Source organism: Sutcliffiella horikoshii (assembly GCF_021991925.1).
Lineage (GTDB): Bacteria > Bacillota > Bacilli > Bacillales > Bacillaceae_I > Sutcliffiella_A > Sutcliffiella_A horikoshii_F.
In genome coordinates, this window is sequence record NZ_RXZI01000007.1 from 182,479 (window position 1) to 207,572 (window position 25,094).

At 44.9% G+C, this 25,094-nt stretch carries 23 protein-coding genes; 8 read left to right on the plus strand and 15 right to left on the minus strand.

From position 1 onward, the window contains the following. Positions 1–22 precede the first annotated feature (22 nt). The 5 genes from rlmD to EKQ44_RS17210 form a co-directional block, all read right to left on the minus strand. Entirely contained in the window at positions 23–1,423 is a 1,401-nt protein-coding gene (rlmD, locus tag EKQ44_RS17190; protein ID WP_237664779.1) for a 23S rRNA (uracil(1939)-C(5))-methyltransferase RlmD, read from the minus strand. Continuing rightward, positions 1,420–2,301, minus strand: coding sequence for a DNA-3-methyladenine glycosylase family protein (locus EKQ44_RS17195; protein WP_237664780.1), 882 nt, complete (start codon positions 2,299–2,301; stop codon positions 1,420–1,422). The genes rlmD and EKQ44_RS17195 overlap by 4 nt, the downstream gene beginning before the upstream one ends. Positions 2,302–2,445: 144 nt before the next feature. Further along, positions 2,446–3,261, minus strand: a complete 816-nt coding sequence (gene pdaA, locus EKQ44_RS17200; protein WP_237664781.1) for a delta-lactam-biosynthetic de-N-acetylase — start codon at positions 3,259–3,261, stop codon at positions 2,446–2,448. A 217-nt stretch (positions 3,262–3,478) separates the two neighbouring features. After that, entirely contained in the window at positions 3,479–3,619 is a 141-nt protein-coding gene (locus EKQ44_RS17205) for a hypothetical protein (protein WP_237664782.1), read from the minus strand. Between the two features lie 18 nt (positions 3,620–3,637). After that, positions 3,638–5,179, minus strand: coding sequence for a fumarate hydratase (locus tag EKQ44_RS17210; RefSeq protein WP_237664783.1), 1,542 nt, complete (start codon positions 5,177–5,179; stop codon positions 3,638–3,640). A 183-nt stretch (positions 5,180–5,362) separates the two neighbouring features. Between EKQ44_RS17210 and EKQ44_RS17215 the strand changes: the two genes are divergently transcribed. Next, the gene (locus EKQ44_RS17215; RefSeq protein WP_237664784.1) at positions 5,363–6,262 is read left to right on the plus strand and encodes a GNAT family N-acetyltransferase; all 900 of its coding nucleotides are present in this window, start codon (positions 5,363–5,365) and stop codon (positions 6,260–6,262) included. 256 nt (positions 6,263–6,518) lie between these two features. Here the strand turns inward: EKQ44_RS17215 and EKQ44_RS17220 are convergent, their stop codons facing one another. Next, the gene (locus EKQ44_RS17220) at positions 6,519–6,701 is read right to left on the minus strand and encodes an SE1561 family protein (protein ID WP_237664785.1); all 183 of its coding nucleotides are present in this window, start codon (positions 6,699–6,701) and stop codon (positions 6,519–6,521) included. Between the two features lie 151 nt (positions 6,702–6,852). On the opposite strand from EKQ44_RS17220, the gene yfkAB reads away from it, so the two are divergent. Then, positions 6,853–7,977 carry a radical SAM/CxCxxxxC motif protein YfkAB gene (gene yfkAB, locus EKQ44_RS17225; RefSeq protein WP_237664786.1) on the plus strand — a complete coding sequence of 375 codons (1,125 nt, stop codon included), beginning with the start codon at positions 6,853–6,855 and terminating at the stop codon, positions 7,975–7,977. Between the two features lie 45 nt (positions 7,978–8,022). Here the strand turns inward: yfkAB and EKQ44_RS17230 are convergent, their stop codons facing one another. Next, on the minus strand, positions 8,023–8,346 hold the full coding sequence (locus EKQ44_RS17230; RefSeq protein ID WP_237664787.1) for a hypothetical protein: 324 nt from the start codon (positions 8,344–8,346) through the stop codon (positions 8,023–8,025). Positions 8,347–8,593: 247 nt separating this feature from the next. Continuing rightward, on the minus strand, positions 8,594–9,403 hold the full coding sequence (locus EKQ44_RS17235) for a YfkD famly protein (protein WP_414491342.1): 810 nt from the start codon (positions 9,401–9,403) through the stop codon (positions 8,594–8,596). 135 nt (positions 9,404–9,538) lie between these two features. Between EKQ44_RS17235 and EKQ44_RS17240 the strand changes: the two genes are divergently transcribed. Beyond that, positions 9,539–9,844, plus strand: a complete 306-nt coding sequence (locus EKQ44_RS17240) for a TIGR04104 family putative zinc finger protein (protein ID WP_237664788.1) — start codon at positions 9,539–9,541, stop codon at positions 9,842–9,844. A 187-nt stretch (positions 9,845–10,031) separates the two neighbouring features. Here the strand turns inward: EKQ44_RS17240 and EKQ44_RS17245 are convergent, their stop codons facing one another. Continuing rightward, positions 10,032–10,640 (minus strand): YczE/YyaS/YitT family protein, encoded by a 609-nt coding sequence (locus EKQ44_RS17245; protein ID WP_237664789.1) that lies wholly within the window; start codon positions 10,638–10,640, stop codon positions 10,032–10,034. 587 nt (positions 10,641–11,227) lie between these two features. Further along, the gene (gene cax, locus EKQ44_RS17250) at positions 11,228–12,292 is read right to left on the minus strand and encodes a calcium/proton exchanger (RefSeq protein WP_237664790.1); all 1,065 of its coding nucleotides are present in this window, start codon (positions 12,290–12,292) and stop codon (positions 11,228–11,230) included. Between the two features lie 149 nt (positions 12,293–12,441). Between cax and EKQ44_RS17255 the strand changes: the two genes are divergently transcribed. Continuing rightward, complete coding sequence (locus tag EKQ44_RS17255; protein WP_237664791.1) at positions 12,442–12,861, plus strand: pyridoxamine 5'-phosphate oxidase family protein; 420 nt, start codon at positions 12,442–12,444, stop codon at positions 12,859–12,861. 589 nt (positions 12,862–13,450) lie between these two features. On the opposite strand, the gene EKQ44_RS17260 is transcribed toward EKQ44_RS17255, so the two are convergent. The 4 genes from EKQ44_RS17260 to EKQ44_RS17275 all read right to left on the minus strand — a co-directional run bounded on the left by EKQ44_RS17260 (position 13,451) and on the right by EKQ44_RS17275 (position 17,205). After that, positions 13,451–14,170 carry a LutC/YkgG family protein gene (locus EKQ44_RS17260; protein WP_237664792.1) on the minus strand — a complete coding sequence of 240 codons (720 nt, stop codon included), beginning with the start codon at positions 14,168–14,170 and terminating at the stop codon, positions 13,451–13,453. Then, positions 14,151–15,599, minus strand: a complete 1,449-nt coding sequence (locus EKQ44_RS17265; protein ID WP_237664793.1) for a LutB/LldF family L-lactate oxidation iron-sulfur protein — start codon at positions 15,597–15,599, stop codon at positions 14,151–14,153. The genes EKQ44_RS17260 and EKQ44_RS17265 overlap by 20 nt, the downstream gene beginning before the upstream one ends. Before the next feature lie 22 nt (positions 15,600–15,621). Further along, the gene (locus tag EKQ44_RS17270) at positions 15,622–16,338 is read right to left on the minus strand and encodes a (Fe-S)-binding protein (protein ID WP_237664794.1); all 717 of its coding nucleotides are present in this window, start codon (positions 16,336–16,338) and stop codon (positions 15,622–15,624) included. Between the two features lie 147 nt (positions 16,339–16,485). Next, a complete protein-coding gene (locus tag EKQ44_RS17275; protein WP_269151706.1) occupies positions 16,486–17,205 on the minus strand; it encodes a FadR/GntR family transcriptional regulator in 720 nt (239 codons plus the stop codon). A 275-nt stretch (positions 17,206–17,480) separates the two neighbouring features. On the opposite strand from EKQ44_RS17275, the gene EKQ44_RS17280 reads away from it, so the two are divergent. The 4 genes from EKQ44_RS17280 (at position 17,481) to EKQ44_RS17295 (ending at position 23,480) form a co-directional block, all read left to right on the plus strand. Next, positions 17,481–19,310 (plus strand): L-lactate permease, encoded by a 1,830-nt coding sequence (locus tag EKQ44_RS17280; RefSeq protein WP_237664795.1) that lies wholly within the window; start codon positions 17,481–17,483, stop codon positions 19,308–19,310. 223 nt (positions 19,311–19,533) lie between these two features. Next, positions 19,534–20,655, plus strand: coding sequence for a CdaR family transcriptional regulator (locus EKQ44_RS17285; protein ID WP_237664796.1), 1,122 nt, complete (start codon positions 19,534–19,536; stop codon positions 20,653–20,655). A gap of 93 nt (positions 20,656–20,748) precedes the next feature. After that, the gene (gene glcD / locus EKQ44_RS17290) at positions 20,749–22,161 is read left to right on the plus strand and encodes a glycolate oxidase subunit GlcD (RefSeq protein ID WP_237664797.1); all 1,413 of its coding nucleotides are present in this window, start codon (positions 20,749–20,751) and stop codon (positions 22,159–22,161) included. Next, positions 22,158–23,480 (plus strand): (Fe-S)-binding protein, encoded by a 1,323-nt coding sequence (locus EKQ44_RS17295; protein WP_237664798.1) that lies wholly within the window; start codon positions 22,158–22,160, stop codon positions 23,478–23,480. Before glcD ends, EKQ44_RS17295 begins: the two co-directional genes overlap by 4 nt. 583 nt (positions 23,481–24,063) lie before the next feature. Here EKQ44_RS17295 and EKQ44_RS17300 read toward each other — a convergent pair. Then, a complete protein-coding gene (locus tag EKQ44_RS17300) occupies positions 24,064–25,038 on the minus strand; it encodes an N-acetylglucosamine kinase (RefSeq protein WP_237664799.1) in 975 nt (324 codons plus the stop codon). Between the last annotated feature and the right edge of the window lie 56 nt (positions 25,039–25,094).

The window sequence follows — 25,094 nt, forward strand, 5'->3', positions numbered from 1 at the left end:
TGACACTTTTTAAAAAAATTGTTCAGTTGCGTACAAACCTCACAACACTCTCCACATGAGCGGTTTGAGGAAACATATCCACAGGCTGGATCCAGTCCACCTTATATTTTCTGCTCAAGAATTGAATATCCTTGGCAAGTGTGGAAGGATTACAGGAAACATATACAAAGTTTTTCGGTTCTACGTCCAAGACGGTCTTCATGAAAGTTTCATCCAAGCCCGTTCGTGGTGGATCCACGACAATCGTATCTGGCTTCCAACCTTCTTTCACCCATCTTGGCAGCCATTTCTCCGCTTTTCCTGCAACATATTTCATGTTGTTGTATCCGTGGCGTTTTGCGTTTTCCTTCGCGTCCTCAATGGATTCTGCGATGGTGTCCATGCCACGCACCTCTCCAGCATTTTCCGCCAGCCAAAGTCCGATGGTTCCGACTCCACAATAAGCGTCTACCACTTTTTCTTTACCCGTCAATTGTGCCGCTTCTTTCACCAAATCATACAGCTTTACCGTTTGTACAGGGTTAAGCTGAAAGAAGGCACGGGCACTCAGTTCAAATGAAACATCCCCAAGTGTTTCTTGAATTACTTTTTCTCCACTTAAATGGAACGTTTCTTCCCCAAAAATTAGGGAGGTTTTTTTGCCGTTCACATTTAGCATGATGCTCTTCACTTTTGGCAAGCGCTTTTGAATTTCTTCCACTACCAACTGTTTGCGGGGCAATTTTTCATCTGTTGTGATCAGGACAACTTGAATTTCCCCAGTGGAAAAACCAACTCTTGTCATGATGGTCCGTACGGATGGTTGGCCCTTTTTCTCATTTTGAACAGGAATGTTGAAGTCCTGCAGGATTTTTTTCACTGTGTTGGTTACTTCCGTTGTGGCACTGTGCTGGACGATACAATTATCAATATCGATCAGTTTATGGGAGTTGGCACCGTAAAGTCCTGCGATGACTTTCTCCTTATGCTTTCCAACCTGAAACTGGCTTTTGTTTCGGTAGTTCCAAGGGTCATCCATGCCAATTGTCGGTCTAATGTCCAACTTACCCACATTAAGCTTTGTATGGCGTTCTAATGACTGAATGACGATATCGCGCTTTAGGGTCAACTGTTGATCGTATTTTAGATGCTGCAACTGACACCCTCCGCATTGTTCATAGATCGGGCATCGAGGGGTAGTGCGGTGCGGCGACTTGCTTCTGATTTTCTTGATTTTGGCTTCTGCAAACTTGTTTTTGACATCTGTCACTTCCGCCACGACTACTTCTTCAGGTAATGCCCCAGGAACAAATACGACTTGCTTTTTAAAATAGCCCACACCTTCCCCATTAATTCCAAGGCGCTTGATGGTTAATGGAAAGGTCTGTCCCACTTTCATGTCGACACTGGATTGTTGCTTATTATATGGTTTCTTCGTTTTCATTTTACTAACTCCTCAGGTTGCGGTTCGATGCTTCTCCAAAGGTAAAGGGACGCATAACTTAAATATGGTTCCCAACCCTTGCTCCATTCCTGCATCTGCAGGATGGTTGGCTTTTGGTCGAGTCCTTTTAGTTTTTTTAGTGCATTTTGGATGCCGATATCTGCAATCGGAAAAAGATTGGGTCTGCCAAGCCCAAATAGTAGCAGATTCTGAACGGTCCAAGGACCAATGCCTCTAACTTTTACTAGTTCTTTCAGAATCACTTCATCCGGTTTTTGGTGCAATTTGTATAAAGGTAGTTCTCCCTCCGAGATCATTTTAGATGTATCTATGATATATTCCGCTTTTCGGCGGCTCATTTTGAGTTCAGTGATCTGCTCATAATCAAGCTTAGCGACATCTTCTGGCTTTGGATAGAACCAGACACCTTCTCTTTCAAACCCGAAAGTGTGGACAAACCGCTGTGTCAAGGTGTGTGCGAATTTCATATTGACCTGCTGATGGATGATGCATTTCATCAGGCAATGATACAGGTCGAAATCTAGAACAAGTGGTGTTCCTTCATGCTCTTTGAAGATTGTTGCAAGCTCTGTTTTAGCAAAATGATCTTGAATAGCTTGGAGTGGTTTGTCCCATTGGAAGATATTTTTTATGTGATGTATTTCTTTTTCTGTCAGGTTTGCATTACTTGTAAGTTGGAAGGAAGGTTCCTGTTTGGTTCCTGTCGCTTGGACAGTGATTACTATTGGCAGTTCTTCTTGATACATCGGAACTTTTACCGTTCGTTCCTTTTGAATAATAACCATTAAAGGGTCAATGGATAGCCGTTGCAGCACTCTGTCAAAATCATATGGTCCGTCTATATTTATTTTAACCAATTTCTCCACCGTCCTTCATTTACTGTCCCAATTATAACGGCTTTCCGTTGTGTTGCCAAACATGGGAATTGGCGCGGAGTCGTTTCATCCTAATGGATGGGACATCGGAACATGAAAAGAACTCCTTGCTGGCGGGCAAAGGAGTCAGTTCTCTTGAATAAGCAAGATTGGATTGGGAATAGTATGTTGTGCAGCGATATGATCCAGGCTTTTAAATTCATATCCCTGTTTCTGCAGGTCATCAATCACTTTTTCCATCGCTTCAGCATTGTCTTTGGAAACGGTGTGTAGCAGAAGGATGGCGCCTGGATGGATCTGGGCCATGATGTTGTCATAAGAATATCTCCAGCCTTTTTGCTGGTCCGTGTACCAGTCAACATATGCCAGGGACCAGAATACATGTTGATAGCCCATTTGATTGGCAAGTGCCAAGGTCCGATCACTGAAAGTCCCACGAGGGGGCCGCAGGTATGTCATATTATCAAGCCCAGTGATGTTTTTGTATTCCTCTTTGATCATATCGAGCTCTTTTTTGAATCGGACGTCGTTCACTTGTGTCATATCTGGATGATGCCAGCTATGGTTACCGACAATATGGCCTTCGTTTACCATCCGCTTAATGAGGTCAGGCTGATCTTTAAGATAGTAACCTGTTACAAAAAAGGCTGCGGGAACCTTTTTCTTTTTAAGTACATCTAAAACCTTTTCGGTGTATCCATTCTCGTAGCCATTATCAAAAGTAAGATATATTTCTTTTTTCGTGGTGTCACCAAGGTAGAATGCGTTGTGCTTTTTTAGAAGTGCCTCGTATTTTTCACCAGCATCCGGCGGTTCATGGTTCTGGCTCTTTTTAAACCCCCAATGCAGGGTGGTAGTGGAATAGTTGTCCGCTTGGATAAGCTGCGGAATCAGAAAAAGTGCCATAGCAGTAATGGTTAAGATGTTGAGTAGTTTTCTCATTTCATTATGTCCTCCCTTCCATGTTTTGTCGCTACTTCTATGTTTCGTTTTGGAGGGAGGAATGATACGGTGTATTGTTTTCCAATTAGGGAAGAAGGAGCGAGTGGCGGGTTTGTGGCCAGCCACTCCTCTTTTAATACTTTAAAAGGAAAGAGACCTAACCTTCTTTCGCAAGGTTAGGAAATACTGTCCGAGTGCAGGCAAATACAAGCGAAAGTCAGCCAAATACAGTCCGAAACATCCTCCATACATGCCAATCGACATTTACCGGGAAATAACGACGCAACTCTTCCACCTCATCCACCACTTCCGTTTCCACAATCAAAAAAGCAGCCCGGCAACAAACTAACGTTGCCAAACTGCTTTATATTAAAAATTAGTTAAACACTCTATCCTTAAACTGCGCAAGCTTCTCTAAAGAAGACTTTTCCACATCCGCATGCAAGCTGTTGCCATGTGAATCCATCGTTACAACCGCAGTAAAGCCTTCCACATTTAAGTGCCACATTGCTTCTGGGATACCGAACTCCATCAAATCTACTCCGTCGACACCCTTGATACAGTCGGCATAATATTGCGCCGCTCCGCCGATTGCATTCAAGTAAACGCCGCCGTGCTCTTCCAATGCCTTCAATGTTTTAGCACCCATTCCACCTTTACCCATCACAGCGCGGATACCAAAGCGCTTCATGATATCTCCTTGATAAGGCTCCTCGCGGATACTTGTCGTCGGGCCGGCTGCTTTGACGTGCCAGTTTCCTTCGTCATCCTTAAGCATAACCGGTCCACAGTGATAGATAATTTGGCCATCTAAGTCAACCGGGGCATCATTGTCACTCAAGTGCTTGTGGATCGCGTCACGACCAGTGTACATTCTGCCATTGATGCGTACTACGTCTCCCACTTTTAAAGAACGTATTTTTTCTTCCGTAATCGGCGCTTCCAAAACGATTTCACTAGCTTCAGAAGTAGCTGCCACTTCTTCTTGCTCTGTCAATTCTTTAGAGAAGTCGATCATTTCCCCTTCTTGATATAACCACTCGTTGATCTCACCAGTGGCGGGGCTGAGTTTCACTCCCAGTCGGCGATACGCCCAGCAATTGTACGCAACAGAAACGAAGAAGCTCGCCGGAATGCGGTGTGCAACCCCAACCTTACAGCCAAGCAGTGTCGTTTCACCGCCGAAGCCCATTGTTCCGATACCAAGTTTATTGGCGTTATCCATTACATACTCTTCCAGCTCTTTTAATTCTGGTACTGAGTTCTCATCATCAAGGCTGCGGAATAGCTGTTCTTTTGCAAGTTCATAGCCGGAAGTGCGGTCGCCACCAATTCCAACCCCGATGACGCCAGCGCTACAGCCCTGACCTTGTGCCTGGTATACCGAATGCATCACACATTTACGGATTCCATCCAGGTCACGACCTGCACGGCCAAGTCCCTCAAGCTCACAAGGCAAACTATACTGGATATTCTTGTTCTCACAGCCGCCGCCTTTTAAGATCAGGCGAGCATCGATATAATCCTTTTCCCATTGCTCAAATTTGATGACAGGAACACCTTCTCCAAGGTTGTCCCCGCTGTTCGCACCAGTCAAAGAGTCAACAGAGTTCGGACGCAGCTTACCGTCTTTTGTCGCTTGAACAATCGCTTCTTTAATTACCTTTTTAATTTCTAGTTGGTTGACGCCAACAGGTGTTTTTATTTTAAATGTAGGCAGTCCTGTGTCCTGACAAATTGGAGACACATTTTCATCCGCCATCGTAATATTATTCGTAATTGTCGCAAGTGACATCGCTGCACGTGTCCCGGCACTTTCACTAAGTTTAGCTTTTGCTATGGCCCGGCGCACATCCTTAGGAAGCTTTGTAGAGGTTTCCACAATCAAGTCATACATGCTCTCATATAATTTATTCATCTCTAAATCCCTCTCCTATCCCCTGTTGAAAAGTTATCTACGTTTCTTTTATACATTCTTCATTATACTTGTTCTAATTAGAAGGATAAAGGAATTTGTAACCGATTCCATTAAAAGGCTAATCCTATTTGGATTTTTGTGGTAAAGTGGCAATGGATACTTGAGAGATGGGAGAAACAAACAATGACACAGTTATCACTATTGGCGGCAAAATTAGAAGATGCTGGGCAACTGACAGCTATTATGAAAAGAACTTTTGATGAGGAAGCTCGCAGATGGCTAGGGGCGTTGGATACGCCTGTAGTGGACTATAACATTCAGCCGCCTGGATATGATTCCATTTATACGACGCGATATATGATAGAAGAGCTTACCTACTACAAAATTCTAGCGGAAGAGCAACTTGTAGGCGGGATCATTTTGACGTTGACGGGGAACCGTTTTGGCAGGATTGATCGAATTTTTATTGACCCTGTCCTTCAAGGGAAAGGCTTAGGGTCGGAAGTGATTCGGCTGGTGGAAAAAGCACATCCTTCTGTGACGACTTGGGATTTGGAAACCTCCCCAAGACAAAAAGGCAATCTACATTTTTATGAAAAGATGGGCTTTGAACGCACGTTTGAAACAGCGGATGAGGTGTGTTATATCAAACGCATTCCGGTTGGACTGGCTGGTGAAAATGAATTTGAATCCTGCAATTTAGAAGGATCAACATTTTATGGGGCAAATTTAGCTAACAGTGCTTTCAGCAATAGCACGTTATCTGGGGCACATTTTAGCAATATCAATTTAAGTGGATCTAAGTTTCAGAACATAAATTTTCGGGATACATTGATTGCTGACTTGAACCTTTCTGGGAGTATGGTGAAACATGTGGATATGAGCGGTGTTGGCTTCAGTGATACGTCTATTGAGGGGGCACCGGTAAGCTTTGAGCGCTGTGAATTAATGGGTTCTAGATTTAATAATTGTGAGATGGATGATGTGGAGATTACCGATTGCAACATTTCAGGGATGAAGATTGATGGTGTGTCGGTGGAGGAATTGTTGGAGGTTTATAGGATGGTTATGAAGCAGGGGTGATGCTATTTTTAGGGGATTGCACGTTGATGACAATCTCGCACGGTTTTTTTGCTCCAGATTGTCTTTATTACCTTTATAATGACAATCTTGCACGGTTTTTTTGCTCCAGATTGTCTTTATCCCCACTATGATGACATTCTCGCAAGTGTTTATAGCTTCAGATTGTCTTCATCATTTATATGAAGACCCCTCATCAAGCTTTTCCAGCGTCAAGAGGTCTTCATGTCTTATCAAGGATGAAACCAGTCCCAACCTCTTACCAGTCCTTCTTAAACTGATTATATTTCCCCTCTAAATCATCCAGCATCTGGATCAGACGGTCGATATCTTCGAGATCTGTTGATTCCGGATCCAAAGAATCCACGACCTCCAAAAACATGTTCAATCTATTTTTCAAATAATCGACTTGGGAATCTTTGTTGTCTGTTGCTTTGCCCATTATAATCGCACCTTTCTATCTGTCCTTTATCATTTCTCTATACTACCGCACTGCACCACTTCCGGCAACCTTCGTGTGAAATTTCCCGGTCTGCAATCCCACAAATCATGATACAATGAAGGGTAAGGTTTTTTATATAAAGGAGTTTACGATGAAGACAACCATACTACCACCAATTACCCCTTCCTATGATCCATGGGAAGCTTATTTAGATGTAAAAGAATACGGCCAGATGGAACTCACCAATGTGGAGTTCACCACGACGACTCTTTGTAATATGCGCTGTGAGCACTGTGCTGTCGGCTATACGTTACAGCCAAAGGACCCTCAGGCTTTGCCCATAGAACTGTTGATTCAACGCCTGGAGGAAATTCCACGCCTTCGATCTATCAGCATCACTGGCGGCGAACCCATGATGAGCATGAAGTCAGTGAATGATTATGTTGTGCCTTTGTTAAAATATGCGCATGAACGCGGTGTGCGTACACAAATCAATTCGAACTTAACCTTAGATTTAGCAAGATACGAGAAAATCATTCCTTACCTGGACGTGCTACATATTTCTCATAACTGGGGCACAATGGATGACTTTGTGGAAGGTGGATTTGCGATGATGGATCGCAAGCCTACCTATGAGCAGCGGGCGAAATATTTTGAACGTATGATTGAAAATTCCAAGGCCTTGACTGCTGCAGGCGTAATCGTGTCGGCCGAGACAATGCTGAACAAGCGGACGCTTCCTCATATTGAGCATATCCATAAACAAATCGTTGAGGAGATGAATTGTCAAAGGCATGAGGTTCACCCCATGTACCCAAGCGATTTTGCTAGTGGGATGGAAGTTCTGACACTTGAAGAGATACGTGATGCGATACATCGCCTGCTCGATATGCGCGATGAAAATACGTGGATGCTTTTTGGTACCCTTCCGTTTTACCCTTGCAGTGATAACCCGGAAGATTTGGCCTTGCTGAAACGAGTATATGAGGCTAAAAATGTGACAGTTCGTAATGACCCGGACGGGCGCTCCCGTTTGAATGTGAATATATTTAACGGAGATATCATTGTCACAGATTTTGGCGATACACCTCCTCTTGGAAATATACAGACAACGGATTTGCCTTCAGCATATGAGAAATGGAAAGGGACATCCATTGCAAAAGAGTTGGACTGTCATTGCCCTGCGGTTGCCTGCCTTGGGCCAAATATTCTGGTGAAGAATGCGTACTATCCACGTACGGATTTTACAACAAGGAAAACAAAAATGTCTAAATAACAAAAACACGCCTGGGAGCTAGATTCCCAGGCGTTTATTTTTATATTATATAGACGGCATTTTTGATCTTAGACTTCTGCCTTTAAAGATGGTATAGGAACCTAAACAAACCAGCATGCTTGCCATAAGGCTTGATCCAACGATAAGGGCACCGTCCCAGCCAAGGGAGCTACCTGCTAGCTGCCAGGCCTGATATGGTACGAACAACAAAAGAAAAATAATCCCTATTCCCCAAAGTAACAGGATGGCATGATGTTTATCCTCATTTCCTATATCTGATGGCTTTTGCCTCATCTCAACTGTGACCATTGTCCGCACGATACCTATCAAAACCGACAACCCCAGGACCAATAATACCAGGTGCATCATTATGTTGATGACCTCCTTTTCATTCTCACTTATTAAGACGCTTTAAGCTTAAAAAAGTTTCGGTCGGCGGCTGGATTTTCCTTCGACAAATGGATGGACGACAGAATGTGGGCAACGTGACCATAGTAATAGATAGATACCCGGAAGTTAATAAAGATGAAACTGGGAAAATAATCACGTTTTTCCAACTTAGATGTTCCCATATAAAACACCAGCCCAAATATCCGGACTGGTGTACGTATTCAAATTATCGTGGGCGATCCGACGCTGCGAAAATAAAGCTTACGTGGTCCTGCACTGGAATCCAGGCACCGATTCCCTGCGAAGTCACATTCTTCACGACAATTTTCATTTCTTTTCCTTTTAACACAAGGTACACTTCCCCATAAGTAATCTTCCCTTTTTCACTAACTGCAGGGGTGTATGCGTACAGATAGCCAAGTTTTTTCACCGGGATGTTATATACCTGGTCCTTTTTCGTACCGGCACCAACAATGGTCTGGAAAGATAGAGGCAATTTCGTCTTGTCCATTGCCTTTAACATCATCATTTCTTTCACATCATCAGCTGCCTCCACTTTTGAAGTCAGTCCGCCCTTGACGCTTTTTTGTGCTTCCTGACGATAGTGAAGTTGTTGTGGTGCTTTTCCACCGCGATTATCCGTATAGTTTGTATTAATCTTTTGATATTCCCAGTTCACACTTGTTTCCGATGATTCATAAGAAAGTGGCCATTGTCCAAGGTAAATGGTAGCACGATAGCCGATGGCAACTGGCGAGGGAGAAATGTTCGATTCATTCAAGATTTTGATGAGCTTTGGGTTTTCAATCTTCACATTGGAGGAATCAATCAGTTCTTGGGAAAGCTCGCTTGGTTGCAGATACGGCACATCCTGAGATGGATTTGGGTATGTGTTGTCCTTTGAGATATCCAGAACAGAATTCGGAACCTCCAGTTTTTTACTATCGGCTTTCACCTTTGTCTCTTCAGCTTGAACACTATTCACCATGAAACTGAATGCCAAAAAGCTCGCCATGATCATTTGAAGTATGCGCATGATGTGTATTACTCCTTTCAATCGTCTTGAAATCTATGTACTGTTATCTTTTTCGAAGCGATTTCAGATTATCCATGAAAGGTGAAACTTTTTTCCAGAGACCTCGTATATAAGGTAAGAAGGAGGTTGGTTACGATGAAGACACCAATCTGTGCCAATTGTAAAAAGAATTGGAGCTGGAAGACCACGTGGAAGCAGACGTTTACATTCAAGCAGGCGATTACATGCCTTCATTGTGGAGAGAAGCAATATATTACAAAAAGTTCTCGACAAAAACTGTGCTTACCACCGATGATCTTTGCGTTGATCAATGTACCGTTTCTTTCATTTGGAGTGGACTTTTTTTATCTTTCCATCGCCTATGTCATATGCATCATATGTATTTTCATCCTGATGCCTTTTTTATATGAGTTGAGCAACGAGAATGATGCTTTATGGTAAAGAGATTTTTAGCAAACACATACATCATTCATTTCCTTATCTTCTTCGTTGCCAATTTGCTGGTATATCCGTTCTTACAACACAGGACATTTTATGATATGTTTTTTATTTCCATACTTTACGCTGCCATCTGGTGGCTTTGGGATAACGCATCCTCCACCAAAAAGAAAAAACACGAAAGCTAAACTTAGCTCTCGTGTCGTAATTTCCTATAAAGATTTTCTAAACGTGGGTAGAATATCTGAATCAATGGCCCAATTCCAAATGTGATGATAAGTGTCCCAATCCCGATCGGCCCTTTGAAAATAAGGGCAAAAATGAGGGCAAACACTTCCCCGATGGTTTTTGCTGTCATCATTTTGACTTTGAAACGATGTTGAATGCCAAGCATCAAGTTGTCAATTGGAATGACAGGAAACTTTGCTTGCAGATAAGCAGAAATTCCCACTGCCATGATGACCATTCCGCCTACAAGTACAATGAAGCGGAAAACCATTCCTACAGGTATCCAAGCCCCGAACACTTGGATCAACCAAAAATCAATAAACACTCCGACAAGGAAAATCGTGATGACCGCCAGATAGTCCGGCTTGCTTTTATGCAACCAAGCATTGAGGGCAATCAAAATGATCCCGACAATAAACACCCAGCTTCCTACCGTCAGCCCAAATGTTGTGGAAAGACCAACGTTCAGTGCATCCCACGCACCAGCCCCCAAATCAGATTTTATCGTTAAACTAATCCCAAAGGATAAGACAAAAAGTCCAATTAAATAAAATAATGACCTTATAACCAATCTGATAACTCCTCTACATTTTACTGTCACTTGTCCTACTCTACCATTGTAAGCGTGAATCATCAAAATATGAAAAAGAAAAAAAGATTAAATAAATCAGAATATTTATAACATTCCACCTATATACTATAAATACCTAAAAACGAAGGAGGGAAAAAAGCGAACAAACACCTTAGAGTGAAGGAGTGATTCTACCTACACAGTGCACATATAAAGCTTTTTATTCCTTAGTTCAAAGCTTTAACCTCTTGGTACTTAGAAGTGATCAGTTAGCCCTACATGCTTTGGGACTCTGTGCAGCCTACCGCACAGAGTTTTTTTTTGTGTATGCTCTGGTAAGATTTTTCGCAATAGGCTTCACTTTCCGCGGGGCGACCTTTAGCCTCCTCGCAATACTTGAGGGGTCTCAAGGTTGTCGCTATTCCCCCTTAAAAAATCTGCTCATTACCACCAGCAAACTTTGACAGAGCCTTTGTGTAAAGAGAAATTCGTGCCAAAATCAACTGAGTTGATGCCGAAAAGAGGCGAGTTGATGCCAAAACGGGCCAAGTTCGTGCCAAAACAACAGAAGAGTTCATGCCACACCCCTATAAGAGAAAGAATCCAATTCCCATAATCAGGTATGCCGCAAGGATCGTCGCCCCCTCAAACCAGTTTGTCTCCCCGTCATTGGAGATCGCGATCGCTAAGAGTACAGCAGTTACCATAGCAATTAGTTCTGGCACCGTGAACACAAGTGCCATTTGTTTTTCAAAAAAGATCGATATCAGTACAAGAATGGGAGCAACAAACATGGCAATTTGCAAAGTGGAACCCACTGCAATTTCTACTGCAATATCCATCTTATTTTTGTATGCCATAATGATAGCGGATGCATGCTCGGCAGCATTTCCGACGATGGCAACGATGATGACCCCAATAAACAATTCCGACCAACCGAATGCTTCTCCCACCTCTTCAAAGGTATGAACGAGACTTTCCGAAACATAAGCTACCGCAAGTGTTGCTAACAAAAGAATCAAGATTGCTTTTTTCTTCCCCCACTCCGCTGTTTCATGTTCCTCCTCAGAATGTCCACCACCAGCTTCCGTTGACTGGTACACCCCCCTATGTGTGACAAGCTTAAAGAACAGAGCGGCCAAGTATAATAGGATAAGGATGATAGATATCCCTACACTCAATGCAAAAGTTTTTGTATCATTCATCTCCTGCGCAAAAACTTCCGGAATAACAAACGCCACCAAAACCGCGAAAACAAGAAGGCCTGAGTTATGCCTAGCATCAAACACATTGAATTTCTGGCGCTTAAATTTCAATCCCCCAACAAAAAACGAGAGTCCCATGACGAGTAAGAGGTTTCCTAGAACCGACCCTGTCAAAGAAGCGAGCACCACTGTAATCAGCCCAGCCTTTAGCGCAAAGAACGCAATGATCAGCTCCACAGCATTTCCGAAGGTCGCATTGATCAAACCTCCCACCCTCGGCCCTGTATGTACCGCAATACTTTCCGTCGCCCGCCCCATATAGCTTGCCAGCGCTATAATCGTCAAACTGTATATGATGAACATTAATACAACCGGCCAATGCAACAGCGAACCGAGGACAGATAAAGGAAATCCAATGGCAATCATGATAAGGAAAAATTTATACATACCTACACCCTCTTTCCACATTTACCATTATGATATCCCCGACCTCTTCTTTTTATCTTAAAAACCCGCCGACATCTGTGTTTAAAATTTCGTCAAACATGCCACATTAACGGGGAGAACTTTTTATACGAAAGGTGTAGAGGATAACCATGACTACCGACTTAAAGAACAAGATCATCTCCATGTTCAGCAACCATAAAATCGGCACGCTCGCAACGATCAGGGGAGACCGTCCATATTCCCGATTCATGCTGTTTTTCAACGAAGAATTGTTTTTGTACTGCGCAACAAACGAGCACACTCATAAAATAGAGGACATCAAGACAAACCCCCATGTACATATCCTATTAGGCATGGAAGGGACAAGTTGGAAGGAGCCTTATGCGGAAATAGAAGCTGAGGCAAGCTTTGAGGACAGTGCAGAGTTGAAAAAGAAATTCTGGGACGAGAAGCTTTCAGAATGGATTAAAAGCCCGGATGACCCGGAATATTTATTGTTGAAGCTGACGCCCTCTGTCATTCGATATTATGAGAAGGCAGGCAGTGAGGCAGAAGTTTTGGAAATGTAGAAATTCCAAACGATGACGAAAAGGCTCAGGAAATCCCTGAGCCTCAGTGTGTAGACAAAGTTCAAAGATGATAAAAATTTCTAGTTGATCGCAGTGGAAGGAGCGGAGACTCCTCGAAAATGCTAACGCATTTTCTTCGTGCGATGAATCGCTGTCGAAGTATTCCTTGTCCTGCGGGAGGAAGGGACAGGGAAGACCCCGTAGGGCGTAGCCCAGGCCACTGAAAAAGTTCATAATTTTAGTAATCTGTTCCATACCGCTGTTGATTTCCGCACTAGGCTTCGCTTTCCGCGGGGCGACCTTGAGCCTCCTCGGGCTACGCCCTGCGGGGTCTCAAGAATGTCGCTATCCCCCCGCAGGAGTCTTCGCCTATTGCTGCAATCAACAGCTAGAAAACGTAATAAAGATAAGTTTTCGGGTTTTTCAGTGGCCTCGGCGTAGCCCGAGGAGGCTTCCGGACCGCCCGAGGAAAGCGAAGCTCCTGCAACGAAGATCAACTCTTCCAACAGATAACCTAACTAATTTATAGTTTGTCAACAGTCTGAGCCTCAGGAAATCCTGAGCCTTTCACCTTTAACATTACTCCAACCTATAAATCATGCACTAAAAGATAGGTTGCTTTTATAGGTCCATGCACTCCCACGACCAGGTTCATTTCAATGTCTGCAGAGTTGCTTGGGCCGGAGATGAAGTTGATGCAGCTAGGGATGTTTTCACCAGTTTCAACTTGATGGTGAATTTTGCTAGCTGTTTGTGTGATGCGGGGAACTAAGGTGCTCTTTGGTATGATCGCGATATAGGTTGCCGGAAGCAGGCTTACCGACCTGCCTTTTCCTTTATCGCTGAAAAGGACCACTGTTCCGGATTCCGCCAAGGTTTCGTCACTAAAGGTAATTCCGACATTGGAGCGCTCGGCAACAGTGATGTTCTCTTTGCCAATTGCGAGATCCCATACGTGAACGTCTACTCCATTCCCCGACCACCCCTTGTATAGGTCAGTATCCAAGCCCACACGTTCAAATCTCGGATCATCCCATGTAATGACTTGACCGCCTCCATAGCCATCTATAACGTTTTTCACAGCCCGAGGTAAGTCTGCAACATTCGTTTCGACCAGACTTGTATGAATATGAACACACTGCTTGCGGAGTACTTCCACCAATTCATCCTGTGTTGCATGTTGTAAAACCTTCCACTGCGGCTGGTGCTTCCAGACAGGGCGAGTTACTCCTTGTGTACGAACCGGCCTGCCGAGGCTTGCAGAAATGGTGGATAAAAAGGATTCCTGATTATGAATTTTTCCCGTCATCTGCTTTCCCTCCTCCTTTTTCTCTCTCCTCAAACCAATCGCGGAATCTTTTTTTGTCCGGTGCCGGAAACTCACGAATGGCCGTCCAACTCTTTAAAGGTCCTGGTCCGCTTGAAATGGATTGGTCGGTTGTAAAAGGATTCAGAGCGGTTGGGGCTAGCTTTGAGCCCATTTTATACATCAAAGGGGAGGCTGACCCCAGTCCAAATGCCTTCATGGCAAGCTTTTCGGAGATCGGTGCTCTTCCTTCCTTCTCCACAATTTTTTGGCGATGTTTATGCAAAAGTTCGTGCAACGGAATTTTTACGGGACAAGCTTCTGTACATGCTGCACACAAAGTGGATGCATATGGCAACTCTTTATGATCGTCATATCCGTCAAGCAACGGAGTCAGTACGGCACCGATTGGTCCTGGATAGATCGAACCGTAGGAATGTCCACCGATATGACGGTACACAGGACAAACATTGATACAGGCCGCACAACGAATGCACTGCAGGACGGATTGGAATTCCGTTCCAAGGATTTTCGATCTTCCATTATCAAGGATGACCAAATGGAATTCTTCCGGGCCATCGATATCGCCTTCCTGCCTTGGCCCAGTTAAGGTCGTGACATAACTCGTCAGCTTTTGGCCTACTGCACTTCTTGTCAACAGGCTGACCAACACTTCTAGTTCTTCGTATGTCGGCACAAGCCGTTCCATGCCCATGACGGTTATTTGCGTTTTAGGGAGTGTGGTGACAAGTCGTGCATTCCCTTCGTTCGTTACGAGACTGATGGACCCCGATTCTGCCACGGCGAAATTGCAACCCGTAATCCCAATGTCTGCTATCAGGAATTCCTTTCGTAGCATTTCGCGCGCGTGAAGTGCCAATTCCTCTGGCTTTTCTGTTTTTTGGTAGGCCAGCTTTTCTCTGAATACATCCCGGATCTGTTGTTTATTTTTGTGTAGGGCAGGTGCCACAATGTGAGATGGGGGATCATGGTCGTCCACTTGAAGGATATATTCGCCAAGATCCGTTTCAATCACTTCACATCCAACTGCCTCAAGTGCCTCGTTCATGGAAATCTCTTCTGTAACCATTGATTTTGATTTTACAACCTTCTTGGCATCCTTCTTTTTCGCCACGTTTTGGATATACTCGTTGGCCTCTTCTGCCGTTTCCGCAAAAAACACATGTCCTCCGCGCTTTGCCACGTTTTCACTTAATTGATGTAAATAGTAATCCAGGTTATCAAGCACATGTTGCCGAATCTCTTCGCCGTGTGAACGCCATTCCTCCCAATCTCCCAACTCAACGGTCGATTCTATCTTTCTCGTACGAAGACGTTCCTGCGCGCTTGCCACTGCTCCGCGCATGAACTTGTCCCCGATTCCTTTTTCCGTTCTATTCTTAAAAGAACCTTCTCCGATTTTCATTGCCATCTTCCTTCACCTCCCACATTCCTTAACGGCTGTTCAGTACTTCTGCTATATGCATGACTTTCACGGGTTTTTCCAGCCTTTTGGCGCGCCCCCCGATATTCATCAGACAGCCACAGTCCGCTCCAATCAAATAATCCGCTTGCACTTCTTCTATATGATGAACCTTTTCATCTACCATCTGCTCCGAAATGTCTCCCATTTTCACAGAAAATGTCCCTCCAAATCCACAGCAGTTGTGAGCATTGGGCAGTGGTGTGAAGTCCAGTCCTTCCACATTTGCTAATAGCTTCATAGGCTCCTCTTTTGCACCAAGCAATCTCGTCATATGGCAGCTTGAATGGAAAGTGGCGCGGCCTTGTAATTTCGCCCCGACATCCTCCTTTTTTACTACCTGAATAAGAAATTGGGTGAGTTCATATGTTTTGGCAGCAAGGTTTTCCGCTTTTTCTTTCCAAACGGGGTCTTCCTTGAAAACATGAGGATATTCCTTGAACATCGTCGCACAGGATCCAGAAGGGGTTACCACATACTGAGACGATTCAAATGTCCTGATCATCTGCTTCATCGCTTCTTTCGACTCTTTCACATAGCCGCTGTTATAAGCAGGCTGACCACAGCAAATCTGCCCTTTTGGAAAATCCACTTCACAACCTGCTCTCTCCAGCACTTCCACCGTCGCTTTACCGACATCCGTCTGAAACATATCCACTAGGCATGTCGCAAATAAACTTACCTTCATCTAAAAAACTCCCCTCACTCAGAAAGCGTTTACTTATACTATTAATCTTATCATCATACAAACTAACTAATTAGTCAACCGGTCATCTGATGATTAATATTAAAAACGAGCAGCCTGCAGGATTAATACCTGTCAGACTGCATCATTCTATGCTTTTGGCTTAATGAAATCCTTCAATACCTCTTCTACTGCTTCCAGATGCTCCAAGATCCTCTTTTGGGCTAAGGCAGAATCCTTCTGTTCAATCGCTTCATATATCCCCTCATGGTCATGATAAAGCTTTTCTACGGTTACCTGTTTGCTATACAACCATAACCGCCTTGTCTCCCTCATTGTTTCCACCATAATACCCGACACGCTACTCATAAGGCTGACTAGCAGAGGATTTTGGGATGCAACGGCAATGGCGAGATGAAAGGCAAAATCAGCCTGTTCTCCAAGTTCTTCGTTTCCAAATCCAGCTTTCATTTCTGCCAAGGCTTTTTTCATGGCCGCTAAATCGGTATCGGTTCTTCGTTCAGCAGCTGCGGATGCGGCTCCCGCTTCCAAAATCCTCCTTATTTCAAGAAGATGAGCCAAATCATTCTGCCCCATAAGGACCGCTGTGGATACAGGCAGTCTTAGCATGTCTGCCTGAAACTCCTTTATGTACGTCCCTTCTCCCTGACGGATGTCCAGAATTCCCATTGCACGTAACGCCGATAACGCTTCCCTCACAGCAGACCTGCTTACCTGAAAACTCTCCGAAAGCTGTTCCACCGAGCTCAATTTATCGCCAGGTCGCAATTCTCCCTGTTTAATCAAGTCCAATAAGCTTTCGGCCACTTCTTCATAAAGTTTCTTCGCTTTGATTTTTTTATATTTCATCCTGCACCTCGACTATTTTCCTTAGTACTATTTTATCAATGTTGGTAGGAAAACAAAAGAACGAGTATCATCGCTCCTAGTTTCCACCACAATCACCTTTTAAGTAAATTTGACCAAAAATTGAAAAATAGATTGAATAATGTTTCCGCTTACACTAACATATACATATAATCATCAGATGACCTCATGAGCAACACACTTAGCGAACGCACTTCACAAAAATGAAAACGCTTTAAGAAGTTTGAAAATTAATTCTATTTCAAGGAGGAACACACATGGGAATTGGTCTATTATCGCTCATTGCTATCCTACCAGTCATCACGATCATGCTTTTTCTCGTTATTTTGAACTGGCCTGCAAGCAGAGCGATGCCCGTAGCATTGGTTGTCACCATCGCATCGGCAATCTTCTTATGGGGCACTAAAGCAAATGTTGTTGCCGGTGCTGCAGTGAACGGGATATTTACGGCACTTGATATTCTTTTTATCGTTTTCGGAGCAGTGTTGCTATTGAATACGGTAAAAGAAAGTGGTGCCATTAACACCATTAGACAGGGCTTCATCAGCATTTCGCCTGACAGGAGAATTCAAGCAATCATAATCGCTTGGTTATTTGGCGCCTTTATTGAAGGGGCAGCCGGGTTTGGTACACCTGCCGCCATCGCTGCTCCACTACTGGTTGCCATTGGATTCCCTGCACTGGCGGCTGTAATGGTTGCACTGATCATTCAAAGTACACCTGTATCCTTTGGAGCAATCGGGACGCCGATACAAGTAGGCGTCAACACCGGCCTACGTGATCAAACTGCCGTTACGAACGCGTTAGAAGGCACAGGCATGACCTTTGATCAATACTTACTGCAAATTGCATCCAATGTCGGCTTCTTTCATATGGCAATCGGTATGTTAATTCCTTTATTTATGGTATCCATGCTGACCCGATATTTCGGAGCAAACCGTTCGTTCAGAGAAGGATTGAAGGTTTGGAAGTTCGCGCTATTTGCCGGAGCAGCCTTTACCATCCCGTATTACCTGATCGCATCGCTTCTCGGCCCTGAATTTCCTTCTCTAATCGGGGCACTGATTGGCCTATTGATCGTTGTTCCAGCAGCAAAAGCAGGTTTCTTGACTCCAAAAGAGGGGCAGTATTTTGACTTTGAAGCAAAGAACCGCTGGGAGCCTGAGTGGCTTGGCGCGCTGAACCATCAAACGACAGATATTCCAAAAAATCAAAAACGCATCAGCCTTCCAATGGCTTGGCTTCCATATGTGTTGGTTGCCGGTCTCCTGGTGCTTACTAGAACAATAGACTCACTTGGTGCCATGTTAAAAGATCCTGCTGTAACAATCAGACTGACCAACGTATTTGGTTCGGGGATTGATTCCGTCTCTACACCGCTCTTCTTGCCAGGATTTATTTTTGTCACGATTTCTGCTATCACCTTCTTCCTGCATTCTATGAAGAAAGCAAATTACCAGAAGGCATGGAAGGATTCGTTTAAGACCGTTGTCACAGCAGGTGCTGCTTTAATTTTTGCCGTACCGATGATCAAGATCTTTCTATTAACATCCTTAAGTGGGGATAAATTGGCAGCTACTGCGCAAGAATTAGCCGGAATGAACATGCCGCTTGTCCTCGCAGCGGGAGTTTCGAACCTTGTCGGTGACTTCTGGCCAATCATCGCCCCTGCCATTGGTGCACTTGGTGCCTTCATTGCCGGAAGTAACACCTTCAGTAATATGATGTTCTCCCTCTTCCAATTTGGTACAGCGGAAAGTGTCGGCCTCAACGTGAACCAAGCCGGGCTTGTAGTGGCCCTGCAAGCAATCGGAGGGGCAGCCGGAAACATGATCTGCGTACACAACGTGGTCGCAGCTTCCGCAACAGTAGGCATTGTGGGAAAGGAAGGCCTGCTTATCCGCAGAGTGCTCTTCCCGCTTAGCTACTACTTGCTTGCCGGTGGGGTCCTCGGAATGGCCATCATCTCTGGTGGCGTAAACGGATGGTTTATCCTTTACGGCCTTGTCGTTATGGCTTTTATCTTCTATATGATAAGTTATAAAGGAAAAGGCGCATTATCCATTGAACGGAAAATAGGAGCATAAATACCTTTAATACAAGTAATAACCACTTTGATCGGAGTGGAAGGCGCGCAGACTCCTGCGGGAGGAAGGGACATGGAAGACCCCGCAACGAAGTGAGGAGGCTCCCGGACCGCCCGCGGAAAGCGAAGCGCCTGCAACGGAGTTCAAAGCGTATATGAAACTTAAGAATGATGGAAGCGGTCCTGAACGTTAGGCCGCTTTCTTTTTGAAAGGAGGTCTCCCTTTGCTACGAACATCCCTAGCAAAAAAAATCATACGCGAAGTTAAAAATTTTATAGAAGAAGACCTGATCATGGTCGACACAACCGGCACCATCATCGCAAGCACAAATGCCGATAGATTAGGAAATTACCATGAAGGGGCATTTCTCGCCGCTTCTGAAAAACAAATGCGGATCATATCCAAACAGGATGAAACGACACTTTCCGGCGTAAAAGCCGGCATCACCCTCCCCCTCTTTCATCAACAAAAAGTCGTTGGTGTCATCGGTATAACCGGAACGCCGGAACAAGTACTTCCATACGGGGAATTGATCAAGAAAATGACAGAGTTATTAATCCAGGAAAACTACTATCAAGACCAGTTTGAGTGGGAAGCAAGATCGCTTGAGACCTTTGTGTTCGATTGGCTATTAAAAGACGGACCATCCACTTCCATCAAAAAGCGTGCCGAAGTACTAGATGTTAACATGGACGTGAACCGGCAAATCGTTTTAATGGAGTTTCAGACAGATGAAGCACTCATGAAAACAAAAAGATGGCATTTTTCCGAATGGGATTTGGATCTGAAGAAAGAAGATATTCTTGTTCAATGGGGCCAGAATAGAATGATTTTACTGCTCGCAAGCAATTATTTTGACAACAGGGAATCCCTTCACAATTTTTTGAAGAATATCCAGCAGCAACTTCAAAGCTATATAGGGGCAACGGTGTTTATGGGTATCGGAAGAGCAGGCAGCTTATCTTCGTTAAAAGACTCCTATACAGAAGCGGAAAGAGCGCTGGATGCCTGTTCGACTGATGCACCGCTTACGTTTGAAGAGGACCTTCGCCTGGAAATGATCCTACAAGCAATCCCGGTTGAAGTGAAGAAAGAGTTTTCCCATCGCCTTCTTTCGCCAATCATAGCCGAAAAAGAATTATTCGAGACCGTCCAAGTCTACCTTACCCGTCATTTATCCTTGAAAGAAACCGCCAAGGAAATGCACATCCATATCAACACATTGCATTACCGATTGCGCAAGGTGGAAAATCTGACTGGATTGGAGCTAAAAAAGGCCCATGATTTGACCACCCTTTACCTTGCATACTTACTCTTGGACGATTCTACAAATAAACTGTATTAATTTACGATTTCTTTTAGATAAATATACATAGAGTTCCCGCTTCGCTTTTTATAAAATAAAGATAAGACATTAGTAGCCCGGGAGGTTAATTTTATGATAAGTGAAGCTTTGAAAAAGCAATTAAAGGATATAGTTGGGGCGGAAAATTATCGGGACAGCCAAGCCGAAAAGCTTGTCTATTCCTACGACGCCACCCCTAATTTTCAAGCGATGCCGGATGCTGTCATCGTTCCAAGGAATACAGAAGAAGTGTCCAAGGTCGTGAAACTGTGTAACGAGCATCGCATTCCGCTTGTCCCGAGGGGGTCTGGCACCAACCTTTGTGCAGGGACCTGCCCGACAGAAGGCGGAATCGTCCTTTTGTTTACCCACATGAACAAACTGCTCGAGCTGGATGAAGAGAACCTGACCGTCACCGTTCAGCCTGGCCTTGTGACGCTGGATATGATTCATGCTGTCGAAGCGAAGGGATTATTTTACCCGCCCGATCCGAGTTCCATGAAGATCTCCACCATCGGAGGAAACATTAACGAGAATTCCGGCGGCCTGCGGGGATTGAAATACGGAGTAACGCGTGACTATGTGCTGGCACTTGAAGCCGTCATGCCGAACGGTGACATCATCCGCACCGGTGGAAAGCTTGCGAAAGATGTTGCCGGCTATGATCTGACAAGGCTGTTTGTCGGTTCGGAAGGGACACTTTGCATCATTACCGAAGCGACATTGAAGCTTGTGCCGATGCCAGAGACGAAGCAGACGATGCTTGCCTTGTATCAGGATATCGAAGCGGCGGCAAAAACGGTTTCTACGATCATTTCCAATAAAATCATCCCTGCCACACTGGAATTCTTGGATCAACCAACTCTTGAGGTGGTGGAGGATTTTGCGAAAATTGGTCTGCCGACTGACGTGAAGGCGGTTCTTCTGATTGAACAGGATGGCCCGCAGGAAGTGGTGGCAAGGGATATGGCAAAAATTCAAGAGATTTGTATGGCAGAGCAGGCTGTTTCTGTCCAAGTGGCACAGACTGAGTTGGAAGCGGAAGCGCTGCGTACCGCTCGCCGTTCCGCACTCTCCGCGCTGGCAAGGCTCAAGCCGACTACTATTCTCGAGGATGCGACCGTCCCTCGCTCCGAAATTGCCACCATGGTGAAGGCTATAAACGAAATTGCCATAAAGCATCAAGTGAAAATTTGTACCTTTGGACATGCGGGAGATGGAAACCTTCACCCCACCGTTCCAACGGACGCCAGGGACCACGAGGAAATGGAACGGGTGGAAGCGGCATTCGAAGACATTTTCGCAAAAGCGATCGAGCTTGGAGGGACGATTACCGGAGAGCACGGAGTCGGTGTCATGAAGGCTCCATACCTTGAGTGGAAGCTTGGCGCAGAGGGAATAGCAGCCATGAAAGCGATTAAACTGGCTTTTGATCCAAACAACATTATGAATCCCGGAAAAGTATTTGCGAAGGAATCAAGAAAACGGGTGGTGGTTTCCAGATGACTTCAGTAAAAGAGAAACAAGTCATACAAGAAGAATTCAAGAATCGCATGGATGAGGATGAATTGCTGAATTGCATGCGCTGTGGCTTCTGCCTCCCTTCCTGTCCGACCTATGTAGAATCAGGCTTCAAGGAATCCCACTCCCCTCGTGGACGAATAGCGCTTATGAAAGCCGTAGTGGATGGGGTGATTGAGCCGGATGAAGATGTGGAGCGTACACTTGACCTTTGCCTGGGTTGCAGGGCTTGTGAACCTGTTTGTCCTTCTGGCGTGAAGTATGGTCATCTGCTGGAGGAGGCGCGCGACATCATCAACCAGAATAAAAAGCATTCGCTACCTGTAAGGGTGCTGAGGAAAACGGCGTTTGATGGGCTATTCCCTCATCAAAATCGCATGCGGGTGTTGACCAATTTTCTTGGAATCTACCAACGCTCCGGACTACAAAGTGCCGTTCATCATACAGGACTGCTGAGGCTGTTACCGGAAAGCATGGCAAGCATGGAGCGTGTCTTGCCAAAGGTTCCTACTATGAAGGAAATGAAGAATCGTCCTTCCCATCTGCCAGCGATGGAAGTACAAAAAAAACGAGTGGCCTTCTTTTCCGGTTGCCTGATGGATACGATGTTCCTGGAGACCAATAATGCCACAACGAAACTGTTACAGCATGCAGGCTGCGAAATCGTGATACCTGATACGCAAAATTGTTGTGGGGCCCTTCACGGACATAGCGGGGAAAAAGGGAGCGCCAAGGAGCTTGCCAAACGGAACATTGCTGCGTTCGAAGACTTGGAAGTCGACTACATCATCACCAATGCAGGCGGGTGCGGAGCCTTCCTTGTCGACTATGACCATCTATTAAAAGATGATTTCGATTGGTATGAGAGGGCGGTTGCCTTTAAAGAGAAGATTAAAGATATGTCCGCTATTTTGGTGGAATTGGAGTTTCATAAAAAAGACTTGCGAGTGCGTCCACAACGGGTCACCTACCAGGACTCCTGTCATCTCCGCAATGTACAGGGCACCTTCCTTCAGCCACGTATCCTGCTGCAATCGGTAGAAGGCGCAGAATTCCACGAGATGAAAGACGGAGACCGTTGCTGTGGCTCTGCTGGCATTTACAACATTGTGGAGTCCGAAATGTCGATGCAGATATTGGACCACAAAATGGAGAAAGTAGCCGAAAGTGAGGCGACGACCATCGTGACCGCGAACCCCGGATGTTTGCTGCAGATGAAGCTCGGAATTGAGCGTGAAGGTTTGACCGGAGTGATTCGGGCAGTCCATATTGCGGACTTTTTATTGGAAGGACTGGAGGAGTGACGGGGGTACTTGCTTAATAGAATGGAAGGGTAGGGGCTGGACGATAGAGTAGTACTTTAGATGGGTGATGGTGGGATTTAGTATGGGTGATGACAATCTCGTTTGTTTTTTCCGTTTAAGATTGTCATTATGCACCCTATGATGACAATCTCATCTGCTTTTTTTGCTCGAGATTGTCATGATACACCTTATGATGACAATCTCGTTTGCTTTTTCCGTTTGAGATTGTCATGATGCACCCTATGATGACAATCTCATCTGCTTTTTTTGCTCGAGATTGTCATGATGCACCCTATCATGACAATCTCGTTTGCTTTTTCTGCTCGAGATTGTCTTTATGCACCTTATCATGACAATCTCATCTGCTTTTTCCGTTTGAGATTGTCTTTACCCACCCTATCATGACAATCTCATCTGCTTTTTCTGCTCGAGATTGTCTTTACCCACCCTATGATGACAATCTCATCTGACTTTTCCGCTCAAGATTGTCTTTACGGATCTCACGCCACACACCCAATATTCTCCACCTCATACAAAAAGACAGCAACGGCTTATGCTACCATTGCTGTCTTTTCTTTATCTACTAAACTGAAAAAAACCCCTCAAATCTAGTAATAAAAGCAGCAGAAGCCTTATCGCCACTCTCCCGCAAAGCCGCATACACCGTCCCTACAATTGGAGGAAATGCTGCCCGCTTAAACAAATAAGGTAATCCTGCACGCCGAGCCTCGCTATGTAGATAATCCATCATTGCTTCTGCATGCTGGCCGATCCCACCAGTCAAAATGATCGGTACAGTATTTTGATCCACATCATCCTTCATCAACTTTTCATATAACACTTGGATATCCTTCAACATCGCCCGTGCCGCACCTTCTATGAACGACGTACATAAATCATCCCCCTGATTGGACCAGACAACGGCAATTCGAGCCAAAGATGCAATCCTGTCCCGAGTTTTCCCTAGTTCATACACAAGTGGCACGAGTTCGGACATTTCCTTCACCTGAAAATGCTCCAATACTTCCTCCGTCATCCTGCAAGGTTCTTGGCCACCGGCGTCGTATTTCTCAAACACGTGCTCCAGTATGTTTTTTCCGATTGTAAATCCACTATACCCATCATTGATCAAATAACCCCATCCGCCCACTCTTCCACGCTCCAGCTTTTCATTCACGCCGAACGCGATGGAACCAGTGCCGCTGATGCAGACGATTCCAGGCTCCCCCTTCGTTTCGGAATAGAGAGCGGTAATGGCATCGTTATCAACGGTAATGCTCGGTTTATCTCCTAGCAAGCTCACCAGTAGCTCTTTAAACCATTCCTTCTTTCCACCGCTTTCCGCTCCGGAAATCCCCGCAAAAACCAAATCCTCACCCGAAAGCTCCTTCCCTTGAAGCAATTGAGAAAAGAGATCCTTCAGTTGAGACAAAATACTTTCTTCGTTAGAACTGTTCGGGTTGGTCGGACCGACCGTAGCCATTTTCAATACGGTTCCTTGCGCGTCCACCACAACCCCTGTCGTCTTTGTGCCTCCACCATCAATGCCAATAATCATATGCTAGTCCCCTTGTTGTTTTTTACATTTGCCTACCTAACTCATTCTATATATCT